The sequence below is a fragment of the Marinobacterium nitratireducens genome (assembly GCF_014645375.1).
GTDB lineage: Bacteria > Pseudomonadota > Gammaproteobacteria > Pseudomonadales > Balneatricaceae > Marinobacterium_A > Marinobacterium_A nitratireducens.
Window position 1 is genome coordinate 360,198 of sequence record NZ_BMLT01000005.1, and the last position, 14,837, is coordinate 375,034.

The following is a 14,837-nucleotide window of genomic DNA, read 5'->3' on the forward strand; positions in this document are numbered from 1 at the left end:
CCTCAGTCGACCTGAATGGCAGTGGCGATCCGGTCGGCGATCATCAGCGGCACGTCACCGACCACGGTAATGAAGTAGTCGCCCTGGCGCTTGCCGACCGCGACCATATCGGACGACTGCGCCACGCCCTCGGCAACGGACTGCTGGCCAAAGGGCTCGACCGAAACCGACACCGAATGGCGACCGTCCGAGTACAGCATCACCTCGGACCCCGGCAGCACCTCGTGCCGCACGCTCCTGAAGCCGTCCGGCAGCCACTTGGCCTTGCATACGGGCTTTCTGACGCTGAGCATGTGCTGATGCTGATCGATATAACGCTCGAGGCCTCGCGACAGCCGGATCACATCGCCCTGGGGCTCGAGGGCGGACAGCGTGCGCTGCTGCCCGAAGTGCGCCCTGACGAAATCGTCAGAGGTACCGATACCCGGCAGACTGTACTGCGGCCGCGCATCGGCGACCTCGGTAACGGCCTCGCGGTTGAACCCCTGAACACCGAGAATGACCGCGGCGGTCACTGAAGCCGCCGTCGCCATGCTGACCAGCGGCTTCCAGAAGGTACCCGAGGCGCGCGAAGAGCCCGCGCCGGCGGCCACCGCCGTGGCGACTTCGGCGCCGATGTCCGGCTGCGGCTCGTCGGCCGAAAGACTGTCGAGCCTGGCCATCACGGCCTGGCTGATGTCGACCCTGACGCTGTCGCGCTCACCCCGCATCGCCGAGCGAGCCAGGTGATAACGCTGCCATTTCTGTCCCAGCTCCGACTGCTGCTCCATCCGGTCGAGCAGCCTGCGTACTTCAAACTCGCTGGCTTCGCCATCCACAAGCGCAGATAAAGAGTCGTTGAACTGTTCACCCATGGTTGTTCCTCAAACACTTTTCCAACACGTCTCCCACGGCTATCCGTCACTCCGCGAGGAAAGGTTCAATCTCTTTGTCTATCGCCTCCCGCGCCCTGAATATGCGGGAACGAACGGTTCCCACAGGGCAGTCCATGACGTTGGCGATATCTTCATAACTGAGCCCCTCGAACTCCCGCAGGGTCAAGGCGACCCGCAGGTCTTCGGGCAGACGATCGAGCACCCGCTTGACCATCGCCTCGAGCTCGTCCCGGTAAAGGTTGTTTTCCGGCGACTCTATGTCCTTGAGGTCGTTGTCACCTCCGATGTAGTGTGCATCCTCGACCATCACGTCCACGTCAGGAGGGCGGCGCCCCTTGGCCACCAGATGATTCTTCGCGGTGTTGATCGCGATCCGGTACAGCCAGGTATAAAAGGCGCTGTCACCGCGAAACTTCGGCAGGGCGCGGTAGGCCTTGATAAAGGCCTCCTGAGCCACATCGAGTGCCTCGTGATGGTCGTAGACATAGCGTCCGATCAGGCCGACAATCTTGTGCTGGTATTTTTTTACCAACAGATCGAACGCACGGCTGTCACCAGCCTGCACGCGCTTAACCAACTGTTCGTCAATCGCGCTCTGACTCTCGTTTGACACTCCGGATCCTTAATATCCACGCTGCGTTACTACCCCGCTCCGGGGCATAATGTCGTGAAGTATGGGGGCGGCCACTACAACATTGCAACCTCTGCGGAATCCGGCTGGCGCAAGCTAACTGATATGAACCTGAGGTGAATTTTAAGTTCCGGCCGTAATACAAAAAATTCGTGCCAGGCGGGCAAAAAATTCACGCAAGGGCTGCGCACAAGGCATAATTGCCGCCTTCGCAGTACAGGTATCAAAGGTAACCAGGGCTCTATATGACCAGTGAACACCTTTATGACGTTTTGATCATTGGCTGCGGTGCCGCCGGCCTCAGCCTCGCGCTGAAGCTGCCGGCCCACAAGCGCGTAGCCGTGCTCAGCAAGGGCGACCTGACCAGCGGCTCCACCTGGCTGGCCCAGGGCGGCATCGCGGCAGTACTGGACGAGACCGACACCGCCAGCGACCATGTCTGCGACACCATGATCGCCGGCGGCAATCTCAGCCGCCAGGCGGCGGTCGAATACACCGTTACCCACGGTCGCGAATGCATCGAGTGGCTGATCGAACAGGGCGTACCATTCACCCGCGAGGACAGCCATTACCACCTGACCAAGGAGGGCGGCCACTCCCATCGCCGCATCATCCATGCCGCCGACGCCACCGGCCAGGCCGTCCAGCAGACCCTGATCGAGAACGCCCGCAAGGCGCCGAATATCGACCTTTACGAATCCTGCATCGCGGTCGATCTGATCACGCGCCACAAGCTGCAACTGTCGGCCAACCGCTGCGTCGGCGCCTACGTGCTCGACAACCGCACCGGCGCCGTGAAACTGTTCCGCGCCGGCCATGTGGTGCTGGCGACCGGCGGCGCATCCAAGGCCTATCTCTACAGCAGCAACTCCGACGGCGCCTCGGGCGATGGCATCGCCATGGCCTGGCGCGCCGGCTGCCGGGTCGCCAACCTGGAGTTCAACCAGTTCCACCCGACCTGCCTCTATCACCCCCAGGCCAAGTCGTTCCTCATCACCGAGGCGGTGCGGGGCGAAGGCGGCCACCTGCTGCTGCCCGACGGCAGCCGTTTCATGTCACGCTTCGACCCGCGCGAGGAACTGGCGCCGCGCGACATCGTCGCCAGGGCGATCGACCACGAGATGAAACGACTGGGCTGCGACTGCCTGTACCTGGATATCTCCCACAAGAGCCCGGAATTCATCCAGTCGCACTTTCCGACCATTCGCCAGCGCTGCCTGGAATTCGGCATCGACATCACCCGCGAGCCGATCCCGATCGTCCCCGCCGCGCACTATACCTGCGGCGGCGTCGTCACCGACATTCGCGGGCGCACCGACGTGCCGGGACTCTACGCCATCGGCGAGACCGCCTTCACCGGACTGCACGGCGCCAACCGGCTGGCGTCCAACTCCCTGCTCGAGTGCCTGGTATTCGCCTCGGCGGCGGCGCAGGATATTGCCGGGCAGCAGTGCATGGCGCAGGACAGCCACCTCAAGGTCCCCGCCTGGGACGCGTCCCAGGTCACCGACTCGGACGAAGACGTTATCATCTCGCACAACTGGGACGAACTGCGGCGTTTCATGTGGGACTATGTCGGCATCGTCCGCACCACCAAGCGCCTGCAGCGCGCCAAGCACCGCGTGGACCTGCTGCAGCAGGAAATCACCGAGTACTACAGCAACTACAGGATCACCCGGGATCTGCTGGAGCTGCGCAACCTGGCGCTGGTCTCCGACCTGATCATCCAGTCCGCGATGCAGCGCCGGGAAAGCCGTGGCCTGCACTACACCCTGGACTACCCAGACCTGGCGCCGGAAGCCCGCGACACCATTCTGACGCCCGTCAACTACCTCTGGCCCGATCAGGTTCACTGATCGGCGCCAGCCTTGCCACGACGCTAAGACGCCTGAAGGCTTCCGCACTCAGACTGTCGGCGGCGATGACCAGCCGCCTTCGCCGCCCGTCCTGCCGCAACCTGATGATCAGCAACCAGGGCAGCACCGCTACCGACTCCACCTGCTCGACGGGCCGCCAGTCCGCACCGCGCTCGCGCACGGCCAGTTGCCGCAGGTCGGCATCCCAGCGAAGCCCCGCTGCCATACCCGCCAGCCGGCGGTACATGCAGTAGCCGTGAAGAGAGACCGCCGGCAAGGCAGGCACAAGCACATAGGGCGGCAGACTCGAGAGACCAAGCAGTGCCAGCAGACAAAGATGCGCAGCAGCGCTCAGCCAGCACAGGCGTCGCGACGGCCCGATGGCAACCTCAATCGGGCTGAACACGATCCAGGATAATCTTGACGATGCGGGCCAGATCCGGGTCCTGCGGCACCGCCCGCTGCATAAACCAGCCGAACAGATCCTGATCCTCGCAGGCCAGCAGCTTTACGAAGCGATCCTGATCCTCCTCTGGCAAATGCACAAAGGCCTCGTCGACAAAAGGCACCAGCAGCACATCCAGCTCCAGCATCCCGCGGCGGCTCTGCCACCTCAGCCGGCGCACATCTTCATCGTTGTACATAGCACTCCCTAGTGTTCAATGGACAGGACCGGCGCTTTTTACCATTTAACGGCCGTCGCGCCTACCTCCAATATCCGTAACCTCAGCATAGGCGTACCTGGCGACGGGCCATGCAAAGAGATGGGTCGATCAGGGAGCCAGCGGATATTTTAGGAATTTTTCCTATGGCAGCTCCGCCAGCTTCGACCATACTTCCACCTGCGCACGGGTTCAGAGGGATCTGACAGCGACAGGTCGTCGCCGATCATGCCAGGGACAGCAAGGATACCCCGCGCAAGACGCCCCCAATCCAAGGATGGTGAGGGGGCGCTTTATTTTTTACGTATTACCGGAAAAAGCATAAATCGTAGGATGGGCGGCACGATGCCATCCGCCACTATGCGGTCAAGGCCTCGTGCAACCCATCTTGCAGTAATACGCATGCAACCGAGATATTGATGGGTTACGCCGCGCAACCTCGCCACAGGCGTTAAGCACAATGCCATCGCGGCTCCACCCATCCTACCGTTAGCCCCCTGTCGTAGTTTAATGATCCCCCTGACCTACAGGCACCGACCGACACCGCAACAAGACCCATCTGAGCCCCCCTTCTAGACTCCACCCAACCAACATCTCTGTGCACAGCAGGATGAGATCCCCGCCCGGATCCGCTATATTACGCAGCTATCACATCCAACCCATCCAGCCGTAGCAGACCGAATTCCATGCTGACCGAACAGGACCTGAAAGATACCATCACCCAGAGCGTCGCCATTGCACTGGCCGAGGATATCGGCGACGGCGACATCACCGCACGCCTGATCCCGGCCGACCAGCCCGGACACGCCCGTGTGATCTCTCGCGAGAAGGCGGTCATCTGCGGCCAGGACTGGGTCAACGAGGTGTTTCGCCAGGTCGACCCCGACGTCGAGCTCACCTGGCACGTCAGCGACGAGGCCAGCGTCGCGCCCGACCAGCTGCTGTTCGAGGCAAAGGGCCCAGCCCGCTCGCTGCTGACCGCCGAGCGCGCCGCACTCAACTTCCTGCAGACCCTCTCCGGCACCGCCACGGTCAGCCGCCACTACGCAGATCTCGTCGCCGACACCCGCGTGCGCCTGCTCGACACCCGCAAAACCCTGCCGGGCCTGCGCAAGGCGCAGAAATACGCGGTCACCTGCGGCGGCTGCTTCAACCACCGCATCGGCCTCTTTGATGCCTTCCTGATCAAGGAAAACCATATCCTCGCCTGCGGCGGCATCGCCGAAGCGATCGAAACCGCGCGCCGGAACGAACCCGGCAAGCCGGTGGAAATCGAAGTCGAAACCCTTTCGCAGCTCGACGAAGCCCTCGCCGCCGGCGCCGATATCGTGATGCTGGACAATTTCAGCCTCGAGGACATGCGCACCGCCGTTAAAACCACGGCAGGACGGGCAAAACTGGAAGCGTCGGGCGGAGTCAGCGAAGAAACATTGAAGGACATTGCCGAAACCGGCGTGGATTACATTTCCATCGGCGCCTTGACCAAGCATTGCCGGGCCGTGGATTTGTCGATGAGGCTGGTATAAGGGCACCTTGAACGCAACAAATAAACGCAACAAATAGCGGGGACGACAGGAAGACTGGAATCGCTGGAGAAAATTGCAGCTAAACCTACGATATCGCGTAGGAGCCCGGTCTCCGGGCGAATAAATGTGGCACCGAGGTTATTCGCCCACAGAGTGGGCTCCTACCTGCAAGAAGCCTTCCCAATCAGATTCCAGTCATCGTCCTGCTGAATCTTCAGCAGGTCGTAGACCTCCACCGAGGTATTGTTCAGCCCCTGCTGGTGCAGCAACTGACAGACATCCTCGGCCGCCTTATCCTTAACTCCGCCATCGTTGATCATACCAACGGCCAGCACTGTGCCTTCGTGCCACCAGACGGGGCGGGCGGGGAAGCGGGGATCCTGCATCAACTGCTGCTCCAATGCGGCACGGGCGGGATCGGGAACAGCCTCTTCTTTTTGATTCAAGAAGATTGTTACTCCGATGGAAAGCACGACAAGGCCTATCAGAATGATTCTTTGCATGGAGACGAGTTTGACGTAATCACAAACTAAAAGAAATACGACCTTTCGGGTAATAAAAAGCGGGCAATAAAAAATATGGCCTGCGAGCAGCAATTTGAATGAAGCGTATTGTTGAGTTACAAGAAAGAGCCCCAAACTACACCGAAGCTCTTTCTTTAACTGGGTTATCTGATTTTAATCAGATAACCCAGTAGCGTCTACGGAACCGTATTGAGAATCATACAAAACCAAATCAAATCGGTTCTTTGCAAGCATTCGGGCGGTATTTATCGTCTAGATCACCACCTGTACATACCCACTTGACATTCCGCGCACCAGTACTTACATCACCACTAATTTCAAGCGTCTTGCTCTGAATGCCAGCAGCAACACCGGAGCCTTTGTACGTAGAAGTAATTACACAAGTGGTTGCGCCACTCGCAGATAGAGCAACACTAGCAACATAGTTGCCTTCCATGGTACTCACGCCTGCGACACTTCCAGTAAGCGGACAAGCACCATAATCGGCATACGTTTCCTGAATATCCACTTTCAAACTATCAGCAATGGTGAGCGCTTCAGCCGCTTGGGTGCGGGCCACATAATCCTGGTAGGCCGGGATTGCCAGCGCCGCCAGGATGCCGATGATCGCGACCACGATCATCAGTTCGATCAGGGTAAAACCCTTTTGCACCATCTTGATCGATCTGTTCATTTTTCTCTCCAGCGAGTTTTCCATTTCTTGAGTCTTCCGTGATCAGGCAAGCCCAACCAAACTGGCCCTGTGTTCAGAACAGCCCGAACGATCCGGGTTGTCGCAACAGGCCTACGCCCGAAGCATGATTGCACCGAATCGTATCATATCTGTTACACCCCAGTGACCAAGGTTCAGTATAGTCGGCATTTTCAAAGAATCACGCAAGTGCTATGTTACACGAAGCGCGTGAAATCCAGGGACAGGTCTGTACGGGGAACAAAAGTGAACGCCTTTCAACCTCTGAGCGGTTTGGCCAAGCGACTGGTCAATGATGGGGTCTTCTCGGCCGAGGTTGCCATGGATGCGATCCAGCAGGCCCGGGCCGCGCAGAAGCCCTTTATCAGCCACATCATCGAGAAGCGCCTGGTCAGCGCGCACCGTGCAGCCTGTGCGGCGTCCGACGAGTTCGGCCTGCCGTTGATGGACCTGGACGTTATCTCCCGCGAGAACCTGCCCCAGAGCCTGGTCTCCGAGGCCCTGATCAGCAAGCACCGGGCGCTGCCGCTGATGAAACGGGACAACCGGCTCTTTATCGCCATCGCCGACCCGACCAATATCCAGGCCCTCGACGAGATAAAATTTCATACCGGCACCACCACCGAAGGCGTGATCGTCGAGGAAGACAAGCTGCGCCGGATGATCGACGCCTTCCTTGACAATCAGCACAGCGCCTTGGATGACTTGGCCGATACTGACCTAGACAATCTTGATATTGCCGAGGGCGGAGGAGAACCCGAGCAGAACGACACCGCTGAAGAAGCCGCCAACGATGCCCCTATCGTACGCTTCGTCAACAAGATACTGCTAGATGCCATCAAGAACGGCGCCTCCGATATCCACTTCGAGCCCTACGAAAGGATCTATCGCATCCGCAGCCGTATCGACGGCATCCTGCAGGAAGTGGCCAAGCCACCGGCCAACCTGGCACCCCGGCTCGCGGCACGCCTCAAGGTCATGTCCAAAATGGATATATCCGAACGGCGGGTTCCGCAGGACGGCCGGATCAAAATGAAAATTTCGGCAAAACGCGCAATCGACTTTCGTGTCAACAGCCTGCCGACGCTCTGGGGCGAGAAAATCGTACTGCGTATTCTGGACCCCGCCAGCGCCAAGCTAGGGGTTGATGCCCTGGGCTTCGAGCAGGATCAGAAGGAGCTCTATCTGGCGACACTCGCCAAACCCCAGGGCATGGTACTGGTCACGGGCCCGACCGGCAGCGGCAAGACCGTCACGCTCTACACCGGGATCAATATCCTCAACGAAGACGAGCGCAATATTTCCACCGCGGAGGACCCGGTCGAGATCAACCTCGAAGGCATCAACCAGGTCCACGTCAACACCAAGGTCGGACTGACCTTCGCGGAATCCCTGCGCGCCTTCCTGCGCCAGGACCCCGATGTGGTGATGGTCGGCGAGATCCGCGACCTCGAAACCGCGGAAATCGCCATCAAGGCCGCCCAGACCGGCCATATGGTGCTCTCGACCCTGCACACCAACAGCTCACCCGAAACCCTGACCCGCCTTCGCAATATGGGCGTTCCCGCCTTCAATATTGCCACCTCCGTCTCGCTGATCATCGCCCAGCGCCTGGCCCGTCGTCTTTGCGAATCCTGCAAGCGTCCCACCAGCATTCCGGAAGCCGCGCTGCTCGAGGAAGGATTCACCGCCGAGCAGCTGGAAAACCTGACTACACTTTACGAGGCCAATTCCGACGGCTGCCCCAAGTGCAACCGGGGCTACAAGGGGCGCGTGGGCATTTACGAAATGCTGCGAATGACCGACGAGATCGCCGACGTCATCATGAACAACGGCAACTCGCACGATATCGTCAAGGTGGCCAGAACCCAGGGTTTCCGAACACTGCGCATGTCGGGTCTGCTGAAGGTGGCCAAGGGCATCACCAGCCTCGAAGAAATGAACCGGGTGATCGTCACCTAGCGATATACGTAGGAGCGGCGCACCCGAAGGGCACTTCCCCGCCGCGAAGGATACCGGCACAATTGGATGCACGCACCCTACCGAACAGAGATGGATCATTATGGCGGTAAAAGAAGTAAAACTTCAGACTTTCGAGTGGCAGGGCAAGGATAAAAGCGGAAACGCCACCAAGGGCAAGCTGGATGCGACCAACGTCGCCGCCGCCAAGGCTCGCCTGCGCAGCCAGGGCATCATCCCCAAACGCGTCTCGAAAGAGCGCGTCTCGATGTTCAGCAATAAAAACAAGGCGATCAAGCCGCTGGACATTGCCTTCTTCACCCGCCAGATGGCAACGATGATGAAATCCGGCGTCCCCCTGATCCAGGGCCTCGAAATCGTCGCCAACGGCGCCGAGAAAGACAAGCTCAAGAAGATGATCTACCAGATCCGCGACAGCGTCAGCAGCGGTACGGATTTTTCCACAGCCCTGGCCCAGTTTCCGGACTACTTCGACGACCTCTACTGCAACCTGGTCAGGGCCGGTGAGCAGTCCGGCGCCCTGGAAACCATGCTGGATCGCATCGCGTCGTATAAAGAAAAGATCGAGGCGCTGAAAGCCAAGATCCGCAAGGCGATGACCTACCCCGCCGCGGTCGTCGTGGTCGGCATCGTCGTCACGGCGATTCTGCTGGTCAAGGTGGTGCCCGTTTTCGAGGACCTCTTTACGAGTTTTGGTGCCGACCTGCCCGCCTTTACCCGCTTTGTCGTCGATCTGTCCGAGTATGCCCAAAAATGGTGGTTCGTCGCCTTGCTGGCTGTCGCGCTAACGGGCTATGCGTTTCAGAGGACTCATAAGAAATCGCAGCGTTTTCATGACTGGGTTGACCGGGCCGTTCTGAAAATACCGGTTATCGGAAAGATACTGCACCAGGCGGCCATTGCGCGCTTTGCCCGCACCCTCTCGACCACTTTCGCAGCGGGCGTACCGCTGGTCGAGGCGCTTGACTCGGCCGCCGGCGCCGTCGGCAACGTTGTCTATCGCAACGCGATTTTGCAGATCCGCAACGGCGTCTCGACCGGCCAGTCACTGCAGAACGCGGTCACTATGACCGGCGTCTTCCCGAACATGGCGATTCAGATGATTGGTATTGGCGAAGAGGCCGGCTCCCTCGAAGCCATGCTCGACAAAATCGCTTCCTTCTACGAGGAGCAGGTCGATAACGCCGTCGATGCGCTGTCCAGCCTGATGGAGCCGATGATCATGGTCGTTCTCGGCACCCTGGTCGGCGGCCTGGTGATCGCCATGTACCTGCCGATATTCCAGCTCGGCAACGTGGTTGGGTAGCCGACTTGTCGGAGCCCACTCCGTGGGCGAGCAATTTTTCCGCAACCACTGGGTTCGCCCGGAAACCGGACTCCTACGGCGCGCGCCCCTCACAGGTTATCTCCACTATCGCCCATCCAACTTACATGGACACTGACTGAATTTTCACATGCACTTCGAATTCCTGGCGGACACCCCCGCTGCCGCCATCGCGCTCGCCTTCGTTTTTTCCCTTCTGGTCGGCAGCTTCCTCAACGTGGTCATTTATCGCCTGCCCCTGATGATGGAGCGAGAATGGCAGGCGATGGCCGCCGAGCACCAGACGGACGACAACGCCCACGCACCGGAGCCGGGCGAGCCATTCAATCTGGCGGTACCCGCGTCCAGCTGCCCGCAGTGCGGTCATCACATCCGCTGGTACGAGAATATTCCACTGATCAGCTACCTGGCGCTCAGGGGCCGATGCTCGGGGTGCGCCACAGCAATCCCGCTGCGCTATCCGCTGGTCGAACTGCTGACCGGCGTCACCAGCGCACTGGTGATCTGGCACTTCGGCCTCAATACCCAGGGCATCAGCCTGATGCTGCTGAGCTGGGGGCTGATCGCGCTCAGCTTTATCGACCTCGATCATCAGTTGCTGCCCGACCGGATCACCCTGCCGCTGCTCTGGCTCGGACTGATTCTCAACAGCTTCGAGCTGTTCACCAGTCTGCAGTCTGCACTCTGGGGCGCGGTGATCGGCTACCTGTCGTTCTGGTCGATCTATTGGATCTTCAAGCTGCTGACCGGTAAGGAAGGCATGGGCTACGGCGACTTCAAGCTGCTGGCCGCGCTCGGCGCCTGGTGCGGCGCACAGCAACTGCCGCTAATCATCCTGCTCTCGTCAGTCGTCGGCGTGGCGCTGGCGCTGATCCTGATGCTGCTGCGCCGTCATCAGGCCGCCAACCCGCTGCCGTTCGGCCCCTATCTCGCGATCGCCGGCTGGATTGCGGTAATCTGGGGACCGGAGATCACCGGGGCGTACCTGGGGATGTTTTGATAGGTTACGGGTTACGGGTTACGGGTTACGGGTTACGGGTTACGGGTTACGGGTCAGATTGTAGGAGCCCGGTCTCCGGGCGAACAACCGCGAATATCGAAAAGCATCGCCCACGGAGTGGGCTCCTACAAACATTCCGCGTATCCTGCCCCGTATTCGTATCAGGCAAGGATCTTCCATGTTCGTAATAGGACTGACCGGCGGTATCGGCAGCGGCAAGAGCGCCGCTGCACACATTCTGGAAAGCCAAGGCATTGTCTGTGTCGATGCCGATATCATCGCGCGTGAAGTCGTCGAGCCCGGAGAGCCGGCGCTGGAGCGCATCGCCGACCACTTCGGCGCCGAACTGCTGCAGGCCGACGGCTCGCTCGACCGCGCCCGCCTGCGGCAGATCGTTTTTGCCGACCCTGAAGCCCGCAGCTGGCTGGAAGGCCTGCTGCACCCACTGATTCGCGAACGGATCATCCACCGGCTCCATACGGCGAAGTCCGAATATGCTTTGCTGGTCTCGCCGCTGCTGCTGGAAACCGACCAGCACAGCCTGGTGGATCATATCGTGGTCGTCGATGTACCGGAGGAGACACAGATTGCACGCACCGCCTCGCGCGATGGCAACAGCCGGGAACAGGTCGAACGTATCATGGCGGCGCAGATGAGTCGCGAGGACCGGGTTGCGAAGGCGGACAGCATCATCGACAATTCGGGGACACCGGAAGCCCTGACCGAAGCGACCCTGAAGTTGCACCAGGCGCTGCTATCCCTCGCCCGCAACCGGAGCAACCGATGAGCGAAACGCAAAAAACCGTGAAAACCGTTAAATGCCCCCAGTGCGGCGCGCCTGCCGTCTGGAGCCCGGAGAACAGCAACCGCCCCTTCTGCTCCGAACGCTGCCGCCTGATCGACCTCGGCGCCTGGGCCAACGAGGAATACCAGATTCCGACGGACAAGTCCGAAGACGACTACAGCACCGGACTGGAGTCGGAGGAACGGGAGTTTACGCCGCTCAGGCATTGAGGCGTAAGTGGACTCTGCCCAGAGAATGGAGTTGCCTTTCAACTGCCTGGTGCGCGCCGTTTCACGTAGGGCACCTTGAGTGTAACGAAACGTGCCGCCCCTGCGGTGCCGTTCGCCTGCAATTGCTCCTGCATTGCAGGGCTTCCCGCCATCCATGGCGGTTGCTTCGCTCAGGGCACCCTACCTACGGATATGCGCTTTCAACGCGTCACCCGTCACACGTAACGTCTTTTCACCACCACTCTCTTATCGCGGCGATCCCCTGGGCGCCCCGCGCCCAGGCTCTCGGAATATCGTTTTCGGTCATGCCGCCGAGCGCATAGACCGGCAATGTTGCCTCGGCCACCAATTCACCGAAAGCTGCCCAGCCCAGCGGCGCTACCCCCGGATGTGAAGCGGTGTCCGCAACCGGCGACAGGGTTGCGAAATCCAGCCCCAGCGCTGCGGCTCGCTCCAGCTGCGCGGTATCGTGACAGGAAGCGCCGATCCAGCGCCCGCCGAACGCTTCGCGGGACCCGAACCCGGCCAGTCGCTCGCCGTTCAGATGCAGCGCCTCGGCACCCAGAGCATTCGCCAGGCCCGGATCGCAGTTCACCGCCAACACGGCCCCAGCATCATCACAGAGCGGACGCAGCACGCGATAGAGATCGGCGAAAGCACCATCCGACAGCTCCGGTGCGCGCAGCATGACCCAACGCACTCCTTGCGCAAGCGCCGCCCTCGTGCGGATGAGGTAATCCTCGGCTCTTTCGGCCTGGCCGGTGATCAGAATCCGGTCCGGCAGTTGCGCGGCCGCCAGTATCGGCCGGTTGGCCGCCGGGAAGTCGTAGTCGTCGAGCTCGCGCGCCGCGACCCAGCGCACCGGCTGCCCTTCGCGACCGTGCGCCTCGCCAGTGAAAGCGTCGACCAGAAAGACATCCAGCAGCACCGACTTGTCGGGATAATGGTGCGGGATCCGGATCAGCGGACGGGCACGTTGCACCCGAATCCCCAGCTCTTCATGAAGCTCGCGATCGAGCGCCTCCGGCACCGGCTCCCCGGGCTCGACCTTGCCGCCCGGAAACTCCCAGAGCCCGCCCTGGTGTTTGTCGTCGGGACGGCGCGCCAGCAGTATCCGCCGGTTCTCATCGACAATGACGGCGGCGGCGACATGGATCAGTTTGCGGTGCGGATGGGTCATGGAGAGTTTTTAGGTCGGTAATGGCTGACAGAGCGGCAGATTCGAAATTAAGGTGACGCGTGACACGTGACGCGTTACGGGTGACTTGTCCCTGGATATCCGACCGGTGCAGCATTCCAGAGTGCCCGATCACAGCGAGCGTGGCTTACTCGTAGGGTGCCGGTGAGGTACGAACCGCACCGGCTTTTAACGCGTCACCCGTCACCCGTCACCAGTCATTTAACTACGATAGTCCGCGTTGATGCTGACGTAGTCGTGGGAGAAATCGGTGGTCCAGACCGTCTCGGTGACGCCACCGCGCGCCAGTATCACGCGAATCAGGATCTCTTCCTGCTGCATCACGCGCTGACCCGCCGCTTCGGTGTAGCCGGGCGAGCGGCCGCCGTTCTCGACGATGCAGACATCATCCAGATAGATACGCAGCGCATCCAGGTCAAGGTTGTCGATGCCGGTACGACCGACGGCAGCGAGAATGCGCCCCCAGTTCGGGTCGCTGGCGAACAGCGCCGTCTTGACCAGCGGCGAGTGGGCAATGGTATAGGCCGCCTGCAGCGCCTCCTTGCTATCACGCGCCTCCTCCACACGGATGGTGACGAACTTGGTCGCCCCTTCGCCGTCACGCACGATGGCATGGGAGAGCTCCAGCAGCACCGCCTCGACGGTCTCGACGAACTTGCCGAACAGCTCCGCGTTCTGCCTGTCGATCGCCACTCCGCTCCGGCCGGTAGCGACCAGCATGCAGCTGTCGTTGGTGGAGGTGTCGCCGTCGATGGTGATGCGGTTGAATGACCTGTCCGCCGCGGCCGACAGCACCTGCTGCAGCAGCTGCGCCTCGACGCCCGCATCGGTGCCGATATAGGCCAGCATCGTCGCCATGTTCGGCATGATCATGCCGGCTCCCTTGGAGATCCCGGTCACGGTGACCGTCCGCCCCTGGTGCTCGAACTGCCGCGAGGCGGCCTTGGGACGGGTATCGGTGGTCATGATACCGCTGGCGGCCTTTTCCCAGCCGTTTTCGTCCAGCGCCGACAGCGCCGCCGGCAGCGCCGCGACAATCTTCTCGACCGGCAGCTTCTCGCCGATCACGCCGGTGGAAAACGGCAGCACCTGCTCGACGCTCGCCTGCACCAGATTCGCCAGCGCCTCGCAGCAGCGAATGGCGTCCTGGTAGCCCTCCTGCCCGGTACCGGCATTGGCATTACCGGTATTGACCAGCAGGTAGCGCGGCGCAGAGGCCAGATGCCGCTTGGCGATCTGCACCGGCGCGGCGCAGAACGCGTTCAGCGTGAACACACCGGCGACGGTGGCGCCTTCGCACAGCTCCATCACCACCAGGTCCTGTCGACCAGGTTTCTTGATCCCCGCAGACGCGGTGCCAAGACGCATGCCCTCGACCGGGTGCAGCGTCGGAAGAGTTCCGGGACCTACAGCCATGATTCGTAAACCCTTAAAAAGAGCATCTGATAGAAACGTAGGATGGGTGCAGCGACGCTGAGGTTTGAGCTCTCCGACTGTGACCCAGCCCGAGCGTCGCGCAACCCATCATTGCGGTTCGGAGCGGCATGGTGCCGACC

Annotated in this window: 15 protein-coding genes; 7 read left to right on the plus strand and 8 right to left on the minus strand. The window is 60.8% G+C overall.

Features of this window, described 5'->3' with window-relative positions:
* Positions 1-2 precede the first annotated feature (2 nt).
* A complete protein-coding gene (locus IEX85_RS11970) occupies positions 3-854 on the minus strand; it encodes a MucB/RseB C-terminal domain-containing protein (RefSeq protein WP_188860826.1) in 852 nt (283 codons plus the stop codon).
* 46 nt (positions 855-900) lie between these two features.
* Positions 901-1,488: an RNA polymerase sigma factor RpoE gene (rpoE, locus tag IEX85_RS11975; RefSeq protein ID WP_229721892.1), complete on the minus strand. Its 588-nt coding sequence runs from the start codon at positions 1,486-1,488 to the stop codon at positions 901-903.
* 263 nt (positions 1,489-1,751) lie between these two features.
* Here rpoE and nadB point away from each other — a divergent pair, with 263 nt between their 5' ends.
* Positions 1,752-3,362 (plus strand): L-aspartate oxidase, encoded by a 1,611-nt coding sequence (nadB, locus tag IEX85_RS11980; RefSeq protein ID WP_188860827.1) that lies wholly within the window; start codon positions 1,752-1,754, stop codon positions 3,360-3,362.
* On the opposite strand, the gene IEX85_RS11985 is transcribed toward nadB, so the two are convergent.
* Entirely contained in the window at positions 3,331-3,768 is a 438-nt protein-coding gene (locus tag IEX85_RS11985; RefSeq protein ID WP_188860828.1) for a protein YgfX, read from the minus strand. The two genes, nadB and IEX85_RS11985, sit on opposite strands and share 32 nt — an antisense overlap.
* Entirely contained in the window at positions 3,752-4,006 is a 255-nt protein-coding gene (locus IEX85_RS11990; RefSeq protein ID WP_188860829.1) for an FAD assembly factor SdhE, read from the minus strand. Before IEX85_RS11990 ends, IEX85_RS11985 begins: the two co-directional genes overlap by 17 nt.
* A 704-nt stretch (positions 4,007-4,710) precedes the next feature.
* On the opposite strand from IEX85_RS11990, the gene nadC reads away from it, so the two are divergent.
* Positions 4,711-5,550 (plus strand): carboxylating nicotinate-nucleotide diphosphorylase, encoded by an 840-nt coding sequence (gene nadC, locus IEX85_RS11995; protein WP_188860830.1) that lies wholly within the window; start codon positions 4,711-4,713, stop codon positions 5,548-5,550.
* A gap of 161 nt (positions 5,551-5,711) precedes the next feature.
* On the opposite strand, the gene IEX85_RS12000 is transcribed toward nadC, so the two are convergent.
* Complete coding sequence (locus IEX85_RS12000) at positions 5,712-6,188, minus strand: hypothetical protein (protein ID WP_188860831.1); 477 nt, start codon at positions 6,186-6,188, stop codon at positions 5,712-5,714.
* A gap of 97 nt (positions 6,189-6,285) precedes the next feature.
* A complete protein-coding gene (locus IEX85_RS12005) occupies positions 6,286-6,747 on the minus strand; it encodes a pilin (protein ID WP_308425648.1) in 462 nt (153 codons plus the stop codon).
* A gap of 264 nt (positions 6,748-7,011) precedes the next feature.
* Here IEX85_RS12005 and pilB point away from each other — a divergent pair, with 264 nt between their 5' ends.
* From pilB to yacG, 5 genes are all read left to right on the plus strand, one after another.
* Entirely contained in the window at positions 7,012-8,727 is a 1,716-nt protein-coding gene (gene pilB, locus IEX85_RS12010) for a type IV-A pilus assembly ATPase PilB (protein WP_188860832.1), read from the plus strand.
* 100 nt (positions 8,728-8,827) lie between these two features.
* Positions 8,828-10,051, plus strand: a complete 1,224-nt coding sequence (locus IEX85_RS12015) for a type II secretion system F family protein (RefSeq protein ID WP_188860833.1) — start codon at positions 8,828-8,830, stop codon at positions 10,049-10,051.
* Between the two features lie 148 nt (positions 10,052-10,199).
* A complete protein-coding gene (locus tag IEX85_RS12020; RefSeq protein WP_188860834.1) occupies positions 10,200-11,069 on the plus strand; it encodes a prepilin peptidase in 870 nt (289 codons plus the stop codon).
* Between the two features lie 178 nt (positions 11,070-11,247).
* Entirely contained in the window at positions 11,248-11,856 is a 609-nt protein-coding gene (coaE, locus tag IEX85_RS12025; RefSeq protein ID WP_188860835.1) for a dephospho-CoA kinase, read from the plus strand.
* Positions 11,853-12,083, plus strand: coding sequence for a DNA gyrase inhibitor YacG (yacG, locus tag IEX85_RS12030; protein ID WP_188860836.1), 231 nt, complete (start codon positions 11,853-11,855; stop codon positions 12,081-12,083). The genes coaE and yacG overlap by 4 nt, the downstream gene beginning before the upstream one ends.
* Positions 12,084-12,315: 232 nt before the next feature.
* Here yacG and IEX85_RS12035 read toward each other — a convergent pair whose 3' ends face one another.
* Both IEX85_RS12035 and argJ read right to left on the minus strand, forming a co-directional pair.
* Positions 12,316-13,263, minus strand: coding sequence for a Nudix family hydrolase (locus IEX85_RS12035; protein WP_188860837.1), 948 nt, complete (start codon positions 13,261-13,263; stop codon positions 12,316-12,318).
* A 219-nt stretch (positions 13,264-13,482) separates the two neighbouring features.
* Entirely contained in the window at positions 13,483-14,697 is a 1,215-nt protein-coding gene (argJ, locus tag IEX85_RS12040) for a bifunctional glutamate N-acetyltransferase/amino-acid acetyltransferase ArgJ (RefSeq protein ID WP_188860838.1), read from the minus strand.
* Positions 14,698-14,837 lie beyond the last annotated feature (140 nt).

What these genes read in the sequence shown, in the direction of transcription:
- nadB (WP_188860827.1), top strand. Translation starts at nt 1,752, where the DNA reads ATGACCAGTGAACACCTTTATGACGTTTTGATCATTGGCTGCGGTGCC.
- coaE (WP_188860835.1), top strand. Translation starts at nt 11,248, where the DNA reads ATGTTCGTAATAGGACTGACCGGCGGTATCGGCAGCGGCAAGAGCGCC.
- nadC (WP_188860830.1), top strand. Translation starts at nt 4,711, where the DNA reads ATGCTGACCGAACAGGACCTGAAAGATACCATCACCCAGAGCGTCGCC.
- IEX85_RS11990 (WP_188860829.1), bottom strand. Translation starts at nt 4,006, where the DNA reads ATGTACAACGATGAAGATGTGCGCCGGCTGAGGTGGCAGAGCCGCCGC.
- IEX85_RS12015 (WP_188860833.1), top strand. Translation starts at nt 8,828, where the DNA reads ATGGCGGTAAAAGAAGTAAAACTTCAGACTTTCGAGTGGCAGGGCAAG.
- IEX85_RS11970 (WP_188860826.1), bottom strand. Translation starts at nt 854, where the DNA reads ATGGGTGAACAGTTCAACGACTCTTTATCTGCGCTTGTGGATGGCGAA.
- IEX85_RS12035 (WP_188860837.1), bottom strand. Translation starts at nt 13,263, where the DNA reads ATGACCCATCCGCACCGCAAACTGATCCATGTCGCCGCCGCCGTCATT.
- argJ (WP_188860838.1), bottom strand. Translation starts at nt 14,697, where the DNA reads ATGGCTGTAGGTCCCGGAACTCTTCCGACGCTGCACCCGGTCGAGGGC.
- yacG (WP_188860836.1), top strand. Translation starts at nt 11,853, where the DNA reads ATGAGCGAAACGCAAAAAACCGTGAAAACCGTTAAATGCCCCCAGTGC.
- IEX85_RS12005 (WP_308425648.1), bottom strand. Translation starts at nt 6,747, where the DNA reads ATGAACAGATCGATCAAGATGGTGCAAAAGGGTTTTACCCTGATCGAA.
- IEX85_RS12020 (WP_188860834.1), top strand. Translation starts at nt 10,200, where the DNA reads ATGCACTTCGAATTCCTGGCGGACACCCCCGCTGCCGCCATCGCGCTC.